At 61.7% G+C, this 20,521-nt stretch carries 16 protein-coding genes; 9 read left to right on the top strand and 7 right to left on the bottom strand.

From position 1 onward, the window contains the following. Window positions 1-39: 39 nt before the first annotated feature. The 4 genes from EDY99_RS09430 to EDY99_RS09415 all read left to right on the top strand — a co-directional run bounded on the left by EDY99_RS09430 (window position 40) and on the right by EDY99_RS09415 (window position 4,770). Window positions 40-513: a (2Fe-2S)-binding protein gene (locus tag EDY99_RS09430; RefSeq protein ID WP_033643143.1), complete on the top strand. Its 474-nt coding sequence runs from the start codon at window positions 40-42 to the stop codon at window positions 511-513. After that, window positions 510-2,768 carry a molybdopterin cofactor-binding domain-containing protein gene (locus tag EDY99_RS09425; RefSeq protein ID WP_123061712.1) on the top strand — a complete coding sequence of 753 codons (2,259 nt, stop codon included), beginning with the start codon at window positions 510-512 and terminating at the stop codon, window positions 2,766-2,768. The genes EDY99_RS09430 and EDY99_RS09425 overlap by 4 nt, the downstream gene beginning before the upstream one ends. A gap of 28 nt (window positions 2,769-2,796) precedes the next feature. Then, the gene (locus tag EDY99_RS09420; protein ID WP_123061711.1) at window positions 2,797-4,095 is read left to right on the top strand and encodes a cytochrome c; all 1,299 of its coding nucleotides are present in this window, start codon (window positions 2,797-2,799) and stop codon (window positions 4,093-4,095) included. Between the two features lie 69 nt (window positions 4,096-4,164). Beyond that, entirely contained in the window at window positions 4,165-4,770 is a 606-nt protein-coding gene (locus EDY99_RS09415) for a nitroreductase family protein (protein WP_033650353.1), read from the top strand. Between the two features lie 209 nt (window positions 4,771-4,979). On the opposite strand, the gene EDY99_RS09410 is transcribed toward EDY99_RS09415, so the two are convergent. Both EDY99_RS09410 and EDY99_RS09405 read right to left on the bottom strand, forming a co-directional pair. Further along, window positions 4,980-5,552, bottom strand: a complete 573-nt coding sequence (locus EDY99_RS09410; protein ID WP_060418809.1) for a hypothetical protein — start codon at window positions 5,550-5,552, stop codon at window positions 4,980-4,982. 133 nt (window positions 5,553-5,685) lie between these two features. Continuing rightward, window positions 5,686-6,597 (bottom strand): DMT family transporter, encoded by a 912-nt coding sequence (locus EDY99_RS09405; RefSeq protein WP_050594421.1) that lies wholly within the window; start codon window positions 6,595-6,597, stop codon window positions 5,686-5,688. A gap of 129 nt (window positions 6,598-6,726) precedes the next feature. Here EDY99_RS09405 and EDY99_RS09400 point away from each other — a divergent pair, with 129 nt between their 5' ends. Both EDY99_RS09400 and EDY99_RS09395 read left to right on the top strand, forming a co-directional pair. Further along, the gene (locus EDY99_RS09400) at window positions 6,727-7,296 is read left to right on the top strand and encodes a helix-turn-helix domain-containing protein (protein WP_241157695.1); all 570 of its coding nucleotides are present in this window, start codon (window positions 6,727-6,729) and stop codon (window positions 7,294-7,296) included. Between the two features lie 122 nt (window positions 7,297-7,418). After that, window positions 7,419-9,344 carry a DUF3857 domain-containing protein gene (locus EDY99_RS09395; protein ID WP_123061709.1) on the top strand — a complete coding sequence of 642 codons (1,926 nt, stop codon included), beginning with the start codon at window positions 7,419-7,421 and terminating at the stop codon, window positions 9,342-9,344. Between the two features lie 38 nt (window positions 9,345-9,382). Here EDY99_RS09395 and EDY99_RS09390 read toward each other — a convergent pair whose 3' ends face one another. The 3 genes from EDY99_RS09390 to EDY99_RS09380 form a co-directional block, all read right to left on the bottom strand. Further along, window positions 9,383-9,739, bottom strand: coding sequence for a DUF1937 family protein (locus tag EDY99_RS09390; RefSeq protein ID WP_033650357.1), 357 nt, complete (start codon window positions 9,737-9,739; stop codon window positions 9,383-9,385). A gap of 99 nt (window positions 9,740-9,838) precedes the next feature. Then, entirely contained in the window at window positions 9,839-11,071 is a 1,233-nt protein-coding gene (gene eutH / locus EDY99_RS09385) for an ethanolamine utilization protein EutH (RefSeq protein WP_033643135.1), read from the bottom strand. Further along, a complete protein-coding gene (locus EDY99_RS09380) occupies window positions 11,064-12,524 on the bottom strand; it encodes a glycerol kinase (RefSeq protein WP_123061708.1) in 1,461 nt (486 codons plus the stop codon). Before EDY99_RS09380 ends, eutH begins: the two co-directional genes overlap by 8 nt. 258 nt (window positions 12,525-12,782) lie before the next feature. On the opposite strand from EDY99_RS09380, the gene EDY99_RS09375 reads away from it, so the two are divergent. The 3 genes from EDY99_RS09375 to EDY99_RS09365 all read left to right on the top strand — a co-directional run bounded on the left by EDY99_RS09375 (window position 12,783) and on the right by EDY99_RS09365 (window position 16,283). Then, window positions 12,783-14,186 carry an NAD(P)/FAD-dependent oxidoreductase gene (locus tag EDY99_RS09375; RefSeq protein ID WP_123061707.1) on the top strand — a complete coding sequence of 468 codons (1,404 nt, stop codon included), beginning with the start codon at window positions 12,783-12,785 and terminating at the stop codon, window positions 14,184-14,186. Further along, window positions 14,176-15,399, top strand: a complete 1,224-nt coding sequence (locus EDY99_RS09370; RefSeq protein WP_123061706.1) for an FAD-dependent oxidoreductase — start codon at window positions 14,176-14,178, stop codon at window positions 15,397-15,399. The genes EDY99_RS09375 and EDY99_RS09370 overlap by 11 nt, the downstream gene beginning before the upstream one ends. A gap of 113 nt (window positions 15,400-15,512) precedes the next feature. Then, window positions 15,513-16,283: a DeoR/GlpR family DNA-binding transcription regulator gene (locus EDY99_RS09365; protein ID WP_033643131.1), complete on the top strand. Its 771-nt coding sequence runs from the start codon at window positions 15,513-15,515 to the stop codon at window positions 16,281-16,283. A 48-nt stretch (window positions 16,284-16,331) separates the two neighbouring features. On the opposite strand, the gene EDY99_RS09360 is transcribed toward EDY99_RS09365, so the two are convergent. After that, a complete protein-coding gene (locus tag EDY99_RS09360) occupies window positions 16,332-18,629 on the bottom strand; it encodes an FdhF/YdeP family oxidoreductase (RefSeq protein ID WP_103681816.1) in 2,298 nt (765 codons plus the stop codon). 203 nt (window positions 18,630-18,832) lie between these two features. After that, window positions 18,833-20,506, bottom strand: coding sequence for a gamma-glutamyltransferase (gene ggt / locus EDY99_RS09355; protein WP_123061705.1), 1,674 nt, complete (start codon window positions 20,504-20,506; stop codon window positions 18,833-18,835). Window positions 20,507-20,521 lie beyond the last annotated feature (15 nt).

The following is a 20,521-nucleotide window of genomic DNA, read 5'->3' as shown; positions in this document are numbered from 1 at the left end:
TTACGGATTAAATCCGTTTGTTTAAGGGATAGTTTCACCATGGAAATCAACGTTAATGGCCGGGTGGTTCCACTCGGCAATCTCGCGCCCGACACGCCGCTGCTGTACGTTTTACGCAACGATCTGCACTTGAATGGCCCCAAATATGGCTGCGGCCTGGGGGAGTGCGGCGCCTGCACGGTGCTGATCGACGGCGTCGCCGCGCGTTCTTGCTCAATGCCGCTGGCCGCCGTAGGAAGCAAGTCCGTCACCACGCTGGAAGGCCTGGGCACGCCGGAGGCGCTGCATCCGGTTCAGCAGGGGTTTATCGATGAGCAGGCGGCGCAGTGCGGTTACTGCGCCAACGGCATGATCATGACGCTGGTCGCGTTGTTCGAACGCGAGCCGGATGCAGATGAACAAACCATCAAGAAAGAGCTGGCCTACAACCTGTGCCGCTGCGGCACCCACCTTGAGATCTTGCGCGCCGCCGAGCGCGCCCGCGATCTGCTGGCTGCGCGGAGGCAAGCATGAGCCGCCTCGAACTGACCCGCCGACAGTTGTTGCAAGCCGGCGGTGTGGTGATGGTCAGCAGTCTGCTGTCCGCGCCGTTTAACGCCTTCGCCGCCGAGACGGTTGCATCGCCTGCCGATCTGCCGCTGGATCGGGTGGACAGCTTTATCAGCCTCACCGCCGACGGCCGGGTGACGGCCTTCAATGGCCATGTCGATCTCGGCACCGGCATTCGCACCGCGCTGGCGCAGATCGTCGCCGACGAAATTTGCGTGCCGTTCGAGCACGTCACGATGATCCTCGGCGATACGCAACGCACGCCGGATCAGGGGCCGACCATCGCCAGCGCCACCATACAGGTCACGTCGGTGCCGCTGCGGCAGGCGGCGGCGCAGGTGCGACATATGCTGACGGCGCTGGCGGCCAAAGCCTTCGAACTGCCGGCCGACCAGCTGACGGCGGCGGCGGGACAGGTGTTTGTGACCAAGCACCCGGGGCGTTCCTTGAGCTATGCGCAACTGGCGAGCGGGCAAAATCTGCATGTGACGCTGGATAAAAACGTGCCGCTGAACGGTGAACAGCAGGGCCGCTATGTCGGCCGCGCCGTCGCCCGGGTCGATATTCCGGCCAAGGTCAGCGGGGGGCTAACCTACGTGCACGACCTGCGCTTGCCCGGCATGCTGCATGGCCGGGTGGTGCGCCCGCCTTACGCAGGCGCCGACAGCAGCGCGCCGCTGGGCGGTGGCCTGTTGTCGGTGGATGAAAGTTCGATCGCGCACCTGCCGGGCATCGTGAAACTGGTGGTGATCAATGATTTCATCGGCATTGTGGCCGAGCGCGAAGAGCAGGCGATCGCCGCCATGCGCCGGCTGAAAACCGAATGGAAACCCTGGGCCGGCCTGCCGGACCTGTCGCCGGAGGCGCTGCCCGCCGCGCTGGAAGCCAACCCGAAAACCGACCGCGTGCTGCGCGATGATGCGGGCACGGACGAGGCGTTGGCATTGCTGCATACCGAAGTGCAGGCGGACTATGTCTGGCCTTACCATCAGCACGCCTCAATCGGCCCCTCCTGCGCGGTAGCGGAGGTCAAAGACGGGCGGGCGCAGGTGTGGTCCGGCACGCAAAACCCGCACGATCTGCGCAAAGATATCGCCAGGCTGCTCGAGCTGCCGTCTGAGCAGGTGCACATCACCCGCATGGAAGCCTCCGGCTGCTATGGCCGCAACTGCGCCGACGACGTCTCGGCGGACGCGGCACTGTTGGCGCGGGCCACCGGCCGCCCGGTGCGGGTGCAGCTGATGCGTGAACAGGAATCCGGCTGGGAGCCTAAGGGCACCGGCCAACTGATCCGGGTGCGCGGCGGCCTCGACGCGCAAAATCGGGTGGCGGCTTACGAGTTGAAAACCAGCTATCCCTCCAACAATGCGGTGACCTTGCCGCTGGTGTTGACCGGCAAGGTGGCCAACCGGGCCGACGTGCAACAAATGGGCGATCGCACCGCCATTCCGCAATACGCGTATCCGCACATGCGGGTGATCTGTCAGGACGCCGCGCCGATCGTGCGGGCGTCGTGGATGCGCGGCGTTTCGGCGCTGCCCAACGTGTTCGCCCATGAATCCTGGATCGACGAGCTGGCCTGGCGCGCCGGCGAGGATCCGATCGCGTTTCGCCTGCGTTACCTGAACGATCCGCGCGCGGTGGCCTTGATTGAGGCCCTGAAGCGCCAGGCTAACTGGCAAGACGGCCCGGCGCACCGCTCGCGCGCCGCCGGGGCCGAAGTGGTGAGTGGCCGCGGCTTCGCCTATGCGCGCTATTTCCACAGCAAATTCCCCGGCTTCGGCGCCGCCTGGGCGGCCTGGGTGTGCGATCTCAGCGTCAATCGCCTTTCCGGGCAGATCACGCTCAATAAAATCTTCGTGGCGCATGACTGCGGTCGCATGATCAACCCGGCCGGGGTGCGCCATCAGGTGCACGGCAACATTATTCAGTCCGCCAGCCGGGTGCTGAAAGAGTTTGTGACCTTTAACGAGACGGGGGTGACGTCATTGGACTGGGGAGGCTATCCGATCCTGCGCTTCGACGAATTGCCGCAGATCGATATCCAGCTGATTGACCGCCCGGACGAAGCGCCGATGGGCGCCGGAGAGTCCGCCTCGGTGCCGAGTGCGGCGGCGATCGGCAACGCGCTGTTTGACGCGCTCGGCGTGCGTCTGCGCGAGGTGCCGTTTACGCCGGCGCGGGTGCTCGCCGCGCTGCGCGCTCAGGCCGGCCATTAACCCCCCGTAACGAACAAGGACAGCAAAGATGAGTAAGATGAAAAAAATCGTCGGGTGGGGCGGCGTCACGGTGATCGCCGTTGCGGTCGCCGGCGTGGTCGCCAGTTGGCAGCCGGAAATCGCGCCGCTCGCCGCCGATGCGACCCACCGTTTCAGCGAGGCGCAGATCGCGCGTGGCAAAACGTTGGCCGATCTCGGCGACTGCGCCGTGTGCCACACCCGTGCGAGCGGCGAGCGCAACACCGGCGGGTTGGCGATGGAGATCCCCTTCGGCACCATTTACACCACCAACATCACGCCGGACGTGGAAACCGGCATCGGCAGCTGGAGCTACGCGGCGTTTGAACGCGCCATGCGGCACGGCGTTGATCGGCAGGGGCGCTACCTTTATCCGGCGTTTCCTTATACCGCCTTTACCCGCACGAGTGACGACGATCTGCAGGCGCTGTACGCCTACCTGATGTCGCAGCCGCCGGTCAAGTACCGGCCGCCGGCCACCGATCTGCACTTTCCGTTCAACATTCGCCAGGGCATCTTTGCCTGGAACCTGCTGTTCCTGACGCAGGGCGCGATGCCGGAACAGGCGACCCAAAGCGCCGACTGGAACCGCGGCGCGTACCTGGTCGAAGGGCTGGGGCACTGCAGCGCCTGCCACTCGCCGCGCAACGTGTTGTTCGGCGAGAAAACCGGCGGCGAGCACCTGGCCGGCGGCGTGGCGGAGGGATGGACGGCGCCGGCGTTGACCGGCCGCTCGCCCGCGCCGCTCGCGTGGACGCAGCAGGATCTGGTCGATTTCATGCGCACCGGCTACTCGGCCAACCACGGCGTCGCCGCCGGCCCGATGGCGCCGGTGATCGAAGAAGGGCTGTCGCGCTTGCCGCAGGCCGATCTGCAGGCGATCGCCGTCTATCTGCGCAGCTATCATCCTGAAACGGCGGCGGGCGCTACGGCGACAACGTTAAACGCTCAGGCGGAGCGCCAGGTGGAGCCTCTGAGTTCGGCAGGGGCGCGGCTGTTTTCCGGCGCCTGCATGGCTTGCCATGCGCAGGAAAAAGGCGCGCAGATGGCGGGGGTGCGGCCGTCTCTGGCGCTGAACACCAACCTGTTCGCCGACGCGCCGGACAACGCCATTCGCGTGGTGCTGGACGGCATACAGCGGCCGGCGAACGCCGAGCTGGGCTATATGCCGGGCTTTCGCCATAACCTGAATGACGCGCAGATCGCCATCCTGCTCAACTACCTGCGGCAGCATTACGCCGGTCAGGCGCCGTGGCCGGAATTGGCGGCGCAGGTCAGCCGTTTGCGCGCCGAAACCGCGCAGAAATAGCCGCCTGGGGCTGGACAGCCGCGCCGCGTTGACGACAATAGACCTTTTCACATGGACAGAGGCAGTAAAATGAATACGTTAGACGCGATCCGCCAACGCCGCGCCACCAAGCAGTTCGATACGCAGCACGTGATGACGCTCGAAGAGAAAAAAGCGCTGTTGAACATTGCGCTGCAGGGCGCTCCTAGCGCGTTTAACCTGCAGCACTGGCGCCCGCTGCTGATCGAAGATCGCTCGCAGCGCGAGAAAATTCGCGAGGCGGCGTGGGGGCAGGCGCAGGTGACCGACGCGTCGATGCTGGTCGTGCTGTGCGGCGATCTGTCGAGTTGGGAATCGAAGGTAAAAACCGTTTGGGCCGACGCGGCGGAGCCGGTGCAGCAGTTCATGATTCCGGCCGTCGATCAGTATTATCGCGGTAAACCGCAGGTGCAGCGCGACGAAGTGATGCGCAGCAGCGGCATCTTCGCCCAGACGTTGATGCTGGCGGCCAAGGCGCAGGGCTACGACTCTTGCCCGATGGACGGTTTTGATTTCGACGCGGTGGGAGAGATTATCAATAAGCCGGCGCATTATCAGATCGCGCTGATGGTCGCTATCGGCAAGGCGGCGGGGCAACCTTACCCGCGCATCGGCAAGCTGCCGTTCGACGAGGTGGTGAAAACCGATCGCTTCTGAGCTGAACGGTGAATGACAAAAGGGAAGGCTTGCGCCTTCCCTTATTTTTTTATGACGCACAGTTCGTTCCAGTAACTGAAACGGATGCGCCGTTGCAGGCGGTGATGCCACATAGAACACTCCTTCTACCCTACACGGTTTAAATAAATAGCACCGCGCCGAACACAAGGCGAATGCCTTATTGTGCATAGCTTGCCCGCCGGATGGGATTAGCGGTATTTATTGACGTTGGCCACGGCGGAATCTAAAGACGTTACCTTATATTTCCAATAGGTTATTTTATTGGCCTGCGCTGCGCCCACCGCACCGAAATAGGTTTGCCACGCCGTGGCGCTGGTCAACAAATCGCTAAACATCTGCCCCAGGTCGGTCACGCTCCAGACGGTACGGTAGCCTTTCACCGCAGAAGGCGCCGGCGGCGTATGTTGAACATAGCCGCCAACCGAATACCGGTTCTCGTAGGCCATAAATACGGTGTAAACCCGTCCGTGCGGCGCCGTATGCTGGTACCAGGGGATCACCACAAAATGGTGGACGGGCGGGCCAATCATGAAATGCCAAACGGCGGTTTCCGAGTTCGCCCCAGAGAACCCCAGCGCGATATTGATATTCTTTTGCATGTCACGGTTATTTTCGATCGTGGTTCCGGCCCCGCTATCGTCCTGCGTTTTGCCATAAACGGCCCGGCTCATTTGGGCGGGAACGCCAGGGCAATTATTTATTGCCATCAGAGAATTATTGCTGACGATGGCATTGATTAATGTCTCACCGGTATTGCTCATATTGATATTTCTCCACACGCAAGGTAAATATTCTAATTATTTTCATGCTTAATAATTAGAATGGATTAAATAGGCTGAGTGGCGGCATCGATAATAAGGTTAGACATAAAACGCCTTCGGCATTCGTTTATGCTCATTTATTTTTCTGTCTCACGACGGCAGGCTCGGCTGCTGTTGAGATTGAATGGCGTTTATAAAACATCATGCCCGCCGCGGCGCCCAGGATCGCCAGCGTGCCCAGCAGCTGCAACAGGCTGAGACGGTGCCCGAACGCCGCCCAGTCCACCACGATCGCCACTGCCGGGTAGATAAACGACAGCGCGCCAACCAGAGCGGTGGGGATTTTCTGGATAGCGCCATAGAGCAACGTGGACATCACCCCGGTATGCACCAGGCCGAGGGTCGCCAGCAGCAGCCAGTCGAGCGGTTCTGCGGGAAGGTGGGCCAGACCGGCGAACGGCGCCATCGCCACCGCGCCAACGGTCAGTTGAATCAACACGATGAGCTGCGGCGGCAACGCGGCCAGCTGTTTGACGATCGCTGCCGCCAGGGCGTACATCAGGGCCGCACCGAGCGCCAGCGCCACGCCCAGCAGATAGTCGCCATCGCCGCCACCGCTCTGCCGGCCGGTGACGATCAACACCATCCCGGCGAACGCCAGCAGAAGCCAGCCCAGCCGATTAGCCGTCAGTTTTTCGCCGAACAGCAGCGCTCCCAGCGCCACCAACATAAACGGTTGAACATGGTAGGTCACGGTGGCGACAGCGATCGAGGCATGCGCATAGGCGGCAAACAATAGCGTCCAGTTGAGCACCAGCGCGAGGCCCCCCAGGACGGCGAAAGCCAGCTGCCGCCGGTTGATGGCGCCTGATTTCAGTTGCCCAAGCGCGGCGCAGGTGGCCAGCATCGCCAGCGCGCCGAACGCGCAGCGCCAAAACACCACCGTGGCGGGCGGCTGCCCTAACACGATCACCGGCCAACCGACGGTGCCGGAGATCGTCATGGCGAGGATCATTTGCACTGCGCCGCGCGTTTTCGTTTTCATGTCGTTTCCCTCGCGGCCTGACCGTGCTTGTGGTGAAGTCGCTTAATCATTAAAATGAACAATCGAACATTATGATGAACATGGTTGACGGTGTTCGTCAAGTCGAACAAATGAATGGTATAACGAACAATGAGCGAGAGCCTAATGCAGAACATCACGCCGATCGGCCTCTTGTCGGCGGCAATCCGCCGTGAGCGGGAGCGATTGAACCTGTCCGTCACCGAACTGGCGAAGCGCGCGGGTATCGCCAAGTCCACGTTGTCGCAGCTCGAAGCCGGCAGCGGTAATCCCAGTCTGGAAACGCTGTGGGCGTTGGCGATGGCGCTGGATGTGCCGGTCAGCCGACTGATTTCGCAACCCAGCAGGCAGGTGCAAGTGATCCGCGCTCATGAGGGGACCGCGGCGGTGTCAGAGCAGGGCAACTACGCCGCCACGTTGCTGGCCACTTGTCCACCGGGCGCGCAGCGCGACATTTACCGGCTGCGGGTGCAGCCCGGCGAAGTCAAACTTTCCCGGCCGCATCCGCCGGGCACCGTCGAGCATGTGATCATCAGCAGTGGACGGGCGTGCCTTGGCCCGGCGGATCAGCCGCAGGTGCTGAGCGCCGGGGATTACATCAGTTACTCCGCCGATCGCGAGCACGTTTTCGAGGCCCTGGAGCCGGAGACCACCGCTGTGATGCTGATCGAGCAGGGCTAGCACGGCGTTGACGGTTCGTTTATTGAAAATGATTCTCAATTATATTAGTGTGCCCGCCTGTTTTGACGCCGGGGCAGACGCGTAGCCCGGCGTCGCCGTTTGTTGCCCTTCAAGGACCGAAGATGAAAATCGCTATTCCTTCCATACTGTTACTCGCCGGTTTGACGGCGACGCACCCGGCCACCGTGTTGGCCGCTGCACCGCCCGCCGCGGCGGATCAGGGCCAGAACGACACGGCCAACAACGATTTCAGCTTCGTGCGCTATCGCGCGGATTACCGCGTTAACGCCAACGCCACCAACGTGAAGACGGAAAGCTACGAAGTGCTGCTGAAAACCAAGGCGGCGGTCGAAAAATTCAGCCAGATCCGCCTGAGCTACAGCGAGAAAATGGAAACGCTGGAGGTGGTCGCCGCCTATACGCTGACCGCCGACGGCCAGCGCCACGATGTGGCGCCCGATCGCATTTATACCCAGGAAAGCTATTCCAGCGCCACGGCGCCGCTGTATGCCGATCGCAAGGTGCGCGTCATCGTGTTCTCCAACCTGGCGCCGGGCTCGCGCGTGGTGTACGAACTGCGCCGCACGCAGAACACCCCGTATTTCCCTGACTATTTCGGCCTGTGGGAGACGTTCAGCGTTTTCGATCAGTTCGACGACGCCGAAGTGACCCTGCAGGCGCCGGCCAAGCTGCCGATGCATATCTTCACGCGCGGCGTCGAGGGCGGGTACCAACCGCAAATCCGCAACGGCCAGGCGCACTGGCGCTGGCATTATTCGCGCAGCGCCCCGATGAAGGCGCAAAACTGGGCGGCGGACAGCTGGACCTTCAGCCCGACCATCATGGCCAGTACCTACCGCGAGTGGCCGCAGTTGGCCAAGGCCTACCAGCTGAAGGCCGGCGCGGCGGCGAAGGTGACGCCGGGCATTCAGGCGCTGGCGGACAATATCACCGCCGGTATCAGCGATCGGCGCGAGCAGGCGGAGGCCCTCTATCGCTGGGTGGCGCAAAACATTCGCTACGTGGCGGTGTACCTGGGCAACGGCGGGCTGGAGCCGAATTCGGCGCAGAGCATTCTCGATAACCATTACGGCGACTGTAAGGATCACGTGGTGATCCTGGAGGCGCTGCTCGCCGCCAAAGGCATTGAAAGCTCGCCGGTGCTGATCGGCATGGATGAAGGCCCGATCCTGCCTAAAGTGCCGCTGCTTGGCCGCTTCAATCACGCCATCACCTACGTGCCGGAATTCAAACTGTACCTCGATTCCACCAATCCCTGGGCGCGTTTCGGGCAACTGCCGGAGGGCGATTTGGGCGCGCCGGTGCTGCTGACGCGCGACGCCAGGCTGGCGCGCACGCCGGGCAGCGATGAGCAGCCGGTCAAGAGCGCGCTGAACGTCGATTTCGTGTTCGACAAGGCGGGCAATCTGCGCGGACAGACCGAGCGCCGGCTGAGCGAAGTGGAAGAAATTGACCTGCGGGGCTACTTCTCGCAGATCAACCGTCAGAATCGGGCGCAGGCCGAAGCGACGATCATGTCCGCTTCCGGCATCGACGGCAACGGCGAAGTGGCGATGAACAGCGATCCGCTGGATCTCAAAAAGCAGTTCGGCTATCGCTTCCGCTTCAAGGCGGACGACTACGTCGATTTCGGCGTGGTGGGCGGCATGACGTTGCCCAACCCGCCCGGCGGCAAATCGTTCCGCACGCTGTATACCACCACGGCGGCGCCGGGCAACGAAACACCGTTCTACTGCACCGCACAGCGCTACGACGAAACCTACCGTCTGCAGCTGCCGGCCAACGTGCCGATCATCGCCATTCCGAAAGATCGGCAATTCCGCAATGCGGCGGGCGACTATCGCGTCGAGTGGCGGCGCGACGGGCAGCAGGTGACCGTCAATCACCGCCTGCAGGTGAACGCCATTCGCGGCAAGGAAGCGCTGTGCCAGGCGCAGGATTACCCGGCATTCCGCGAGCTGTTCCAGCAGGTGCGGCGCGGTTTCCGCGGCCAGGTGGTGTACGGTGAATTGGCCAACGGCAAATAGGCCGCTGCCCCGCTGCGTCAAGCGGCGGGGCGCACGCCTCAGTTGAACTCGCTCGCGACCTCGGACCACAGGCTGACGCGGCAGCCGCGCGCCGCGAAAGCGTCCATCTCGCGTTTGATGCCGCCGCTCTCTTGCCAACCCGGCAAGTCGAGCACGATCAACTCATCCATCGCCGCCATGAACAGGGCGTCGATCGGCGCCCACAGCTTGCCGATGGCGGTTTTGTCTAGCTCTTGCAAACACTGGTTGATCGGATGCGACATGCTGACCTGACTAAAAACGGCGTTGCCGGCTCGCACGATAGCGGCGGCGACGTCGTTGCAGGCGATAAAGCGTTGCTGCACGACGTTGGCGTCGGTGTGGCTGTAGGGGCAGGCTAAAAATATTTTTCTCATTAGCGTTTGTTCTCTCAATAATTGTTGTCAGGGACGAAAAAAGGGCGCAGCTTCCCCGTGAGGCGGCGCCCCGTTTATTTTTATGGCTTAGGGGTAAATTTAACGAGCGGCGGCGGCGATGGCCGTCGATTGCCTTTGCGTCTGTTCTTTTTCCAGCAATTCAGCCTCCGGCACCGAAATTTTTATGGCGATCAGCACGGCGATCATGCCACCGAGGAATTTGCCCATCATGATCGGCAACACCAGCGAAGGTTGGAAGTTGGCGGTAAACGCCAGGTGATCGCCCAACGTGGCCTGTGCGCAGATGCCGAAGGCCACGCACAGCACCTTATCGCGGGCGCGCATGCCTTTGAACAGGTGATAAACGGCGATGATATTGGCCAATACCATAATAAAGCCCAGCGCGCCAGTATCCGATAAACCGAGCTTTTTACCGATGAAATGCATCGGCTTGCGGCAATAGCGCTGGAATAAATAACAAATGGGGAATGTGCCCGCCAACATAATGCCGATATAACCGGCGATCTCGATAGCGCGGAATAATTCGTCTTTGTCGGCAAATAACGGATCGAATACCCAGCCGCCGAACACCTTTTTAAACACGCCGGTGAAATGCTCGATGATGCACAGCGCCAACACCAGCTTGATAAAGGCATCCGCCGCCTTGCCGAAGATCAGGAATCCTTTCACCATCGCCGCCGGCCGCAGCTTCAGCCCCAACGCCAGCAGGAAGCACAGGGCGAACAGCGGGGACAGCAGCCGCAGCGCCTGCAGCAAGTCCAGCTGCAGATAGTGCGCGGCAGGTGACGTGGTGGAGATAATCTCCCTGACCGGCAGGTTATTGAAGGTGATGGTCACCAGGGCGATCAGCACGGCGAACGGAATGCTGATCAGGCCTGCCATGGCACCCAGCGCCAGATATTTATGGTCGTCGCGGTTCAGCATGATAAGCCCGACCGGGATCAGGTACACGATGCTGGCACCCGAGGTGTAGCCCACCAACATGGCGACGATCCACATATCGCGGTTGGCGGCAATGGCGTCGGCCAGCTGATAGCCGCCCATGTCCACGGCGATCACCGCCAGCGCCGCGATCGAGGCGTCGGAGCCGAGCGCCGAGAAGAAGGGGCCGATGCTGTACATGATCAGGTAAGAGATGATCGGGATTGCGGCCATGATGCCAGCCTGGGCGAGAAACACTGGGCCGATGGCGTGAATGCCGTTGACGAATTCGCGTCCCAGCTCGCCTTCCGGTTTGACGATCGACGCCAGCGCACCGATCAGAGTGCCGGCCATGATGATATAGATGATGAAATTACCGAACTCAGCCATGGTGTTCCTCCTGCGATGAACGTAAGCCGCGCGAGCGCGCGATGATTTCCTGATAGCGGGCAAACCAGACCGCCATATCGACCTCGGCGGGTTCCGTCACTTCATAGCGGTTGAGCACCTTGAGCGGATGTTCCACCCCCAGTCCTTTACGCGCCAACAGCGCAACGCCTTGGGCGGTGATCTCCTTATTGGTGGGAGAGACGATGCGCTTTTGGATCAGGTTGGCGAGAAACTGCGTGAAATAGCGGTTGGCGGACAGGCCGCCGTCCACCGAAATGCTGTCGCCGATCGGTTTCAGTTTATCCATGGCGTTGATCACCTCGGCGGAACGCATGGCGATGCCTTCGAGGATCGACTGCAGCAGATCCTTGCGCTCGGTCTCCAGCGACAGCCCGGCCCACATCCCGGCAGCGGAGCGGTCCCAGTACGGGCAGGCCAGTCCGGAGAGCGCGGGCACAAAGGCCAGGCCGCGCGCGATGGCCGGCTGAGAGGGGAAGTCGCCGAATTCATCGAAATCGTTGAACAGGCCGATCTTTCTCGCCCAGTTAATGGCGGAGGCGGCGTTATAAACGCCGCCGTCCAGGCCATACACCGGCTCGCTGTCGGGCAGCTTCCAGCACAGCGTGGGCAACAGGCCGGACTCGCCGGCATCGATCGGGCGCGGCCCGGTTATCGCCTGTAAAAAGGCGCCGGTACCGAAGGTGATCTTCATCTGCCCCGGTTGATGGCAGCCGTGGCCGTATGTACCGGCAAACTGGTCGACGATGCAGGCCGTCAGCGGCACCGGTTTGCCGTTGAGCGCGACGTCGCCGAAGTGGCCGATGTTGTCTCTGACCTCGGGCAGGCTGTCGATCGGCACGCCGAACAAACGGCACAGCTCCTCATCCCACTGCAGGGTATGAATGTTGAACAACGAGGTGCGCGAGGCCGAGTTATAGTCGGTAAGATGCCGGCCGCACAGGTGGAACAGGAAGAAGGCGTCCATGGTGCCGAGCCGCAGGCGGCCGCGTTGCGCCAATTGCCTGGCGCCCGGGGCGTTGTTCATCAGCCAGCCCATCTTGCTGGCTGAGAAGTAGGTATCGAGCGGCAGACCGGTTTTCGCCGTCACCAGCGGCTCAACGCCTTCGCGTTTCAGCCGCTGGATCTCCGGCTCGGTGCGCTGATCTTGCCAAACGATGGCGTTGTACAGCGGCAGGCCGCTGTCGACGTCCCAGGCCAGCAGGCTTTCGCCCTGATGCCCTAAACCGATGGCATCCACCATGTCGCACTGGCTGAGACAGCGGCGGATATTCGCCAAAATCTCCAGGGCGTCGTGTTCCACCCAGCCCGGATTGGGGGTGATCTGCTTGTGCGGCATGCTGGCCGGTGAATGGTGCCTGCCGTCTTCGCCGAACACCACGACCCGGGTGCCGGTGGTCCCCTGATCAATCGCGGCATAACGTTGATTCATCATTGCTTCGCTCTCTTATAGGTTTTGTTTTTTTATTGTGCCTGGTGTTGGTTGTATGACTGTTTTAATAATCTATCTTCAATTTCACACACAAAAGCAACATAAATCACAAGATAAAATAACCCCGCGTGATCGACCTCATACTTTTTGCTTATCACCGCCTTTTGCGGCTTTTTTTTGGGAGTTATGTTGTTTTTGTCATTTCAAATGCGGTTATTGTGTGGTTTTATTGTGGTTATCACATCAAAACGGGACATCAGCATGATGGAAGAACAAACGGGTTGGGACATTGTCGTGATTGGCGGCGGTGTGGTCGGGTGTGCGGTATTCCGCAAATTCTGCCTGATGGGCGCCCGTACGCTGCTGTTGGAAAAAGGGGGCGATATCCTGTCCGGCGCCAGCAAAGCCAACAGCGCGCTGCTGCATACCGGCTTCGATGCGCCCAGCGGCAGCCTGGAACTGCATTGCATGCAGGCCGGGTACCGGGAATTTATCGCCATCCGTGAACGAATGAATCTGCCGCTGTTGCCCACCGGCGCGCTGGTCGTGGCCTGGGACGAGCAGCAGTTGGCGGCGCTGCCCGCGATTGTGCAACAGGCGCACGACAACGGCGTGCTGGACGTGGCGCAGATCGACGCCGCCGAGCTGTATCGCCGTGAGCCGCAGCTGGCGCCCGGCGCGTTGGCGGCGGTAGAGGTGCCGGGCGAGAGCGTGATCGATCCCTGGAGCACGCCGCTGGCTTACCTGACGCAGGGCGTTAAACACGGCGGCGACTATCGCTTCAATACCGAGGTGACCGGCGCCGAACACTTGCCGACCGGCTGGCGGCTAACCAGCAACCGGGGCGAGTTTCACGGCAAAATCGTCATCAACTGCGCCGGTAATCAGGGCGACCGGGTAGAAAGTTTCTGCCACCAGCCCGAGTTTGAAATTCGCCCGCGCAAAGGGCAGTTCCTGGTGTTCGACAAGGCCGCCGCCGGGCAGGTCAACGCCATTATCTTGCCGGTACCGACGGCGATCACCAAAGGGGTGCTGCTGTCGAAAACCATCTTCGGCAATTTGCTGCTCGGGCCGACCGCCGAAGAACAGCAGGATCGCGAGACGGCGACGGTGGACGAAACCAAAATGCGCGAGCTGATCGAACAGGGGACGCGATTGCTGCCCACGCTGGCGAATTACAGCGTCACCGCCAGCTATGCCGGATTACGCCCGGCGACTGAACAGAAACACTACCGCATTCAGCACTATCCCGACCGGCAGTGGATCTGCGTGGCGGGCATTCGCTCCACCGGCCTGACGGCGGCGCTGGGCATCGCGCAATATGTGGAACAGCTCTATCACGACCACTTTACACCGTGCTTCACGCCAAAAACGCCGCAGACCGTGTATTGGCCGCAAATGCCGATGCTTGCCGACTACGCGCTGCGCGATTACGCGCGCCCGGACAACGGCGGCATCGTTTGCCACTGCGAGCTGGTGACCCAGCGGGAGATCGAGGCGGCGTTCGATTCCGCCGTGCCGCCAGAGTGCATCGGCGGGCTGCGGCGCCGCACGCGCGTGATGATGGGGCGCTGCAACGGTTTTTATTGCAGCAGCCGGGTGGCGGAAATGGTAGGCGATCGTTTTGGCCAGACGCTGGCCGTAGGGAGCATTGATGAAAACTGAGTATCAGGTGGCGATTGTCGGTGCCGGGCCGGCCGGGATCGCAGCGGCGACCGCGTTGCGGCAGGCGGGGATCGAGAATGTGGTGCTCCTGGAACGGGAACGGCAGGCGGGCGGTGTGCCCAGACACTGTCGGCACCCCACCTTTGGGCTGCAAACGTTTTATAGGCCGATGCTGGGATCCACCTATGTCGATAAAATACTGGCGCGCGCCGGGCAGGTGGAGATCCGTACCGGCGTGACGGTGCTCGCCATCAAGCCGGACGGCGAGCTGACCATCACGGACTGCCGCGGCGTCAGCACCTTGAAAGCGCAGCGGGTGATCCTGGCGACCGGCGTGCGCGAGACGCCGCGCCATCCGCGTCTGGTGAGCGGGCTGCGGCCGCAGGGCGTACTCACCGCCGGTGCACTGCAGCAGTTCGTCTATCTGCGCGGGCTGCAGCCGGGCAAGGCGCCGGTGGTGATCGGCACCGAGCTGGTCAGTTTCTCCGCGCTGTGGACGCTGCGTAACGCCGGCGTGCGCGCCGTCGCCATGATTGAAAGCGGCGGCAGACCCGTCGCCTGGCGTCTGAGCGCGCTCTATGCGCGTCTGATGGGAGTGCCGATCCACTACTATTCGCGTGTGACCGATATTGCCGGCCGCGATCGGGTTGAATCTATAGAAGTGGAAAATCGCCAGGGGGAGAAACGGCGCATCGCCTGCGACAGCCTGATCTTCACCGGCCGCTTCACTGGGGAGTATACGCTGATCCGCCAGAGCCACCTGGCGCAGCGGCCGGACAGCGGCTGTCCGTTGACCGATCAGTTCGGCCGCTGTTCCGACGCCGCCTATTTCGCCGTCGGCAACATGTTGCACCCGGCGGACATGGGCGACCAGTGTTATCAGGAAGGGCTGCGCGTCGGCGAGGCCGTTGCCCATTCGCTGCAGCGCACGCTGCCGCCGGCGCGGCAAATCCTGCCGGTGCGGCACGACGAACGGATACGTCTGACTGCGCCCGCCCGTGTGGCGCTGATCGGCAATCCCGCCACGGTCACGATCAATATGCGCGTGGAACAGGCGGTGTCCGGTTCGGTGGTGGTGCGGTTGGGGGAGAAAGTGCTGTACCGCAAAACGCATCGTTGCCTGCCTGAACGGCGGATCCTGCTGCGCAATATCGTCTTGCCAGCCGAGGCTGAGCGTGATGCGCTGCACATCAGCATAGAATCCGCCGGGTGAACGACGGCAACGGCTTGCGTCTAACGCCCTGAAACCCGTAGTATTCCGTCAGTTAACGCCGCAAGTCTCGGCGGAGGCAGTCACTCTTACTAAAGGCAGCGAGTGTAATGTGAATGGATATCTCTAATTCCGTGGAAAGGCGCAATGAAATACTGGCGCTGATCCAGGCCAACGGCCGGGTTTACGTGAATGAGCTGGCGGATAAATTCCAGGTTTCGCAGGAAACCATTCGGCGCGACCTGAACAAGCTGGAAGACTATCGGCTGATCAAGAAGATCCACGGCGGCGCGGTGAGCAGCCAGTTTAAATTCGAGCATGAATTCAACGAGCGGGCCAAAATCGCCGAGGCCGAGAAGCGCGCCATCGCGGAGAAAGCGGCGACGCTGCTCCAACCGGGCGATACGGTGTTCGTGGATTTCGGCTCCACCACGCTGGAGTTTGCCCGGCAGTTGGCGACGATCGATCAACTGACGGTCATCACCAACTCGCCGCTTATCGCCAACGTCTGTCTGGAAAATGACTCCATTGACGTGGTGCTGATCGGCGGGCAGTTCATCGACTCCAAAATGGCGTGCCTGGGCGCGATCGCATTGAATAATATCGAGGCGTTTTTCGCCGACTACGCCATCATCGGCGCCGGCGCGGTCAATCTGCAGACCGGCGTGATGGATCAGAACGTCAATGAAGCGGCCATCGCGCGCAAAATGATTGCCCAGAGCCGCAAGTGCATCGTGCTGGCCGACGAAAATAAGCTGCGCGGGCATGCGATGACGCTGGTGGCCAAATGGCCCGAGGTCGATTATCTGGTGACCTCCGACAGCGGTAACGCATTAGAAGGCTTGGTTTTCCCCGCCAACGTTAATGTGTTGGTGGCGCAGGTCTAAAGGGGGAGAAGCCTTTCTCCATGCGGAGAAAGGCTCAAACCGCTTCCGTCAGGCGATATCGACCGCGCGCACCTCTTTGGATCTCAACTTCACGCGGATCGGCACCGATTTATACGAAGGCGTGCCGCTCTCCTCATCGATGTAATGCAGCGGCACCAGCACGTTGGCCTCCGGGTAGTAGGCGCCGACCGAACCGGCTGAGATGTTGTAGGCGATCACCGTGATGCCTTCCAGGCGCTGGGTGCTGCCGGGCAGCGCCGTTTCCAGATCGACCACGTCGCCATGTTCCAGCCCCAAACGTTGCAGATCGCTGTCATTCATGAACAGCACGTCGCGCCGGCCGAAGACCCCGCGGTAGCGATCGTCCAGAGCATAGATGGTGGTGTTGTACTGATCGTGGCTGCGCAGCGTGATCAGCCGCAGCGTGTCTTTGTCTGCTGTTGTCTCGTCCTCATGCAGCCCGCTGAATACGGAAAACATCGCCTTGCCCGTCGCCGTCGGCCACTGGCGCTCAGTCGGCGGCAGCGGCATGCGGAAACCGCCGGGTTGGCGAATGCGCGCGTTGTAATCGTCGAAGCCGGGGATGGTTTTTTCGATCAAATCGCGGATCACGTCGTAATCTTCGATCAGTTCATCCCAGGGCACCTTGCTGGCGGGCATCACCGCTTTGGCCATGCCGGCCACAATGGCGGGTTCCGAACGCAACAGCTCCGACGCCGGTTTTAATTTGCCGGACGAGGCGTGAACCATCGACATCGAATCCTCCACCGTCACCGATTGTCGCCCGCCGGCCTGCATGTCCAGTTCGGTACGGCCCAGGCAGGGCAGAATGAGGGTTTCTTTCGCCACCAACAAATGGCTGCGGTTGAGTTTGGTGCCGATATGCACGCTTAATTCCAGCGCTTTCATCGCCGGGAAACTCTGCTCGGGGTCCGGCAGCGCCACGGCGAAGTTGCCGCCCAGGCAGATCAACGCCTTCGAGGCGCCGTCGATCATCGCCTGCATGCATTTCACGGCATCGTGACCGTGGGCTTTGGGCGGCGTGAAGCCAAACACCGTTTCCAGCTTCGCCAAAAAATCGGCCGAGGGTTTTTCGGTGATGCCGACGGTGCGGTTGCCCTGCACGTTGGAGTGGCCGCGCAGCGGGCAGATGCCGGCGCCCGGTTTGCCGATGTTGCCGCGCAGCAACAACAGATCGGCAATCAGGCGTACGTTGGCGGTGCCTTTATTGTGCTGCGTAATGCCCATGCCGTAGGTCACGATGGTGGCGTTGGATTTCGCGTAAGCGGCGGCGACCTGTTCCAGATCCCGGCGCGCCAGGCCACTCTCCGCCTCAATCGCATCCCAACCGGTGGTCTTCAGATCGGCGGCAAAATCCGCAAAACCTTCCGTGTGCTCGGCAATAAAGGCGTGGTCCAGCGCATTGCCATGTTCGTCATCCAACTGCAGCAGCGCTTTGGCGATGCCTTTGAGCGCTGCGGCGTCGCCGCCGGCTTTGACCTGATAGTAGGTGGAGGCGATAGGGGTCGAACTGTAGGTCGCCATTTCGATGACGTTTTGCGGATCGGTGAAACGCTCGAGCGCCCGCTCGCGCAGCGGATTGAACACGATAATCGGCACTTTTTTGCGCGCCAGTTCATGCAGCGTGCCCATCATGCGCGGGTGATTGGTGCCCGGATTGTGCCCGATGGAGATAATCAGCTCCGCGCTGTCAAAGTCGTCCAGCGACACGGTGCCTTTGCCGATGCCGATCGACTGAGGCAGGCCAACGCTGGTCGGCTCATGGCACATATTGGAACAGTCGGGGAAGTTATTGCTGCCAAATTCCCGCGCAAACAGCTGGAACAGATAGGCAGCCTCATTGGACGCCCGGCCGGAGGTATAAAACTCCACCTGCTCCGGCGGCAGCGTCTGCAAAACGGCGGCAATGCGTTGAAACGCCTCATCCCAGGCCAGCGGGCGCAGCGTGTCGGTCCCGGCGTCATAGAACAGGGGCGTGGTCAGGCGACCATAGTCCTCCAGTTCATAGTCGGTTTTCCGCAGCAGTGAGGTCACGGTATTTTGCGCCAGGAATTCGGCCGTCACGCGTTTGCTGGTCGCTTCCCAGGTCACGGCTTTGGCGCCGTTTTCGCAAAACTGGAAGGTGGATCGATGTTCTTTATCCGGCCATGCGCATCCCGGGCAATCAAACCCGTCGGGCTGATTGGTGCGCATCAGCGTTACCGGCGCCTCCAGGGTATCCATCTGTGTGCGCACGGCGATGGCCGTCGCTTTCAGCGCGCCCCAACCGCCGGCGGGCCCATCGTAGGGATGAACACCGGGCACTGCTCGTCTTTTCGCCATTATTGATTGCCTCCGACACCCCTTACGATAAATACAGGTGATTGATTTACTATGAATATTATCCTTATCGTCCAAGGCGGGCCGCAGGCGTCGCCGTCGTTGAACGCAGGCCTGTCGATTCAGTATAGATGAGTGAAAAAGGAGACAGCGGTCATCTGTGCGGGGAGAGCGGCGGCCCGTCTAATCGGAGGCGGGCCGCCGGAGGGTTACTTTTTCACCACCAGCCCCACGCCGCGGCCGCGCGGATCGGACGCGGTTTCCGGCGTGCGGCCATCGATGCGGATAGCCTGAATATCCCCCATGTTCCAGCCCTGGTCTTCGAGGGTGTAGCCCATGGCTTTCAGCTCGTCCGCCGGTTTGCCGGTCAGCGGCGCGAAGCTGTCGTAATAAACGGTGTCCTTCGGCAACAGTTGGTGATGCACGCGCTGGGCGGCCACCGCCTGCGCCAGCGGCAGATGGTAATCGTAGAGATTGTTGATCACCTGAAAGATCGAGGTGAAGATGCGCGATCCGCCCGGCGTGCCGATCACCAGGGTGACGTCGCCGTCGCGGGTGATGATGGTCGGGCTCATCGAGGAGAGCATGCGTTTGCCCGGCTCGATGGCGTTGGCGTCGCTGCCCACCACGCCGAAGGCGTTGGCGACGCCGGGTTTGGCGCTGAAGTCGTCCATCTCGTCGTTGAGCAGGAAGCCGGCGCCTTTGACCACCACGCCGCTGCCGAAGTCCCAGTTGAGCGTATAGGTGTTGCTGACCGCGTTGCCGGCCGCATCGACGATCGAGAAGTGGGTGGTTTGGTGGCTTTCCAGCCCCGGCCGCACCTGCTCGGTCGGTGAGATCGCCGTCGGGTTGATCTCGGCGGCGCGTTTTTGCAGGTAGTCGGGGGCGATCAGCTGCGCTTCCGGCACGTTAGTGAAATCCGGGTCGCCGAGGTAGTCGGCGCGATCGGCGAACACGCGTTTTTCGATTTCCGCCAGCAGGTGGATATAGCGCGCCGAGTTCAGCGGCACGCCCTTGAAGTCGGCGGCGCGATCTTCTTTTATCCCCAGCAGCTGCGCCAGCGCGATGCCGCCGGAGCTGGGCAGCGGGGCGGTATACACGGTGTTGCCGCGCCAGCTGATGCGCATCGGTTCACGCCATTTCACCCGATAGTCGGCCAAATCCGCCGCGCCGATCAGCCCGTTATCGCGCTGCATTTGCGCCACCAGCAGGCGGGCGGTTTCGCCGTGATAAAAATCGTCGGCGCCCGATTTGGCGATGCGCTCAAGGGTGGCGGCCAGCTCCGGCTGTTTGAACACCGTGCCGGGCTTCATGGCGCCGAAATAGTCGCCGAAGTTGGTTTTACCGGCAAACAGCTTGTTGGCGTCTTCGCGGTACTGATACTGCTGATCCGCCACGGTGAAACCTTGCCGGGCGTAGCCGATCGCCGGCGTCAGCAGCTCGGCCCAGGGCAGCTTGCCGAAGCGTTTATGGGCTTCCCACAATCCCAGCACGGTGCCCGGCACGCCGGCGGCGCGACTGCCCACCAGGCTGAGATTTTCGATCACTTCGCCTTTCTCGTTCAGGTACATAGTTTTGCCGGCGGCCTTGGGCGCCACTTCGCGGTAGTCGAGGAAATAGGGTTTGCCGTCGACGTACAGCGTCATAAAGCCGCCGCCGCCGATATTGCCGGCTTCAGGGTAGGTGACCGCCAGGGTAAAGGCGGTGGCGACCGCCGCATCAACCGCGTTGCCGCCGGCCTGCAGAATGTGCGCGGCGACTTTTGCGCCATACTGATCCGGAGCGGCGGCCGCGCCGGCGGTCAGATCGGCGGCAAAGGCGGCGGGAACGGTGCAGGCCAGGGTCACGCTCAGAGCTATCGTTTTCAATAAACCGGCAGACATAGAAGATCCTTTTAG

Source organism: Serratia sp. LS-1, assembly GCF_003719595.1.
Taxonomy (GTDB): Bacteria; Pseudomonadota; Gammaproteobacteria; order Enterobacterales; family Enterobacteriaceae; genus Serratia; species Serratia ureilytica.
The sequence above is the reverse complement of the archived record's forward strand: the minus strand, read 5'-3'. Positions and strand labels throughout refer to the sequence as shown.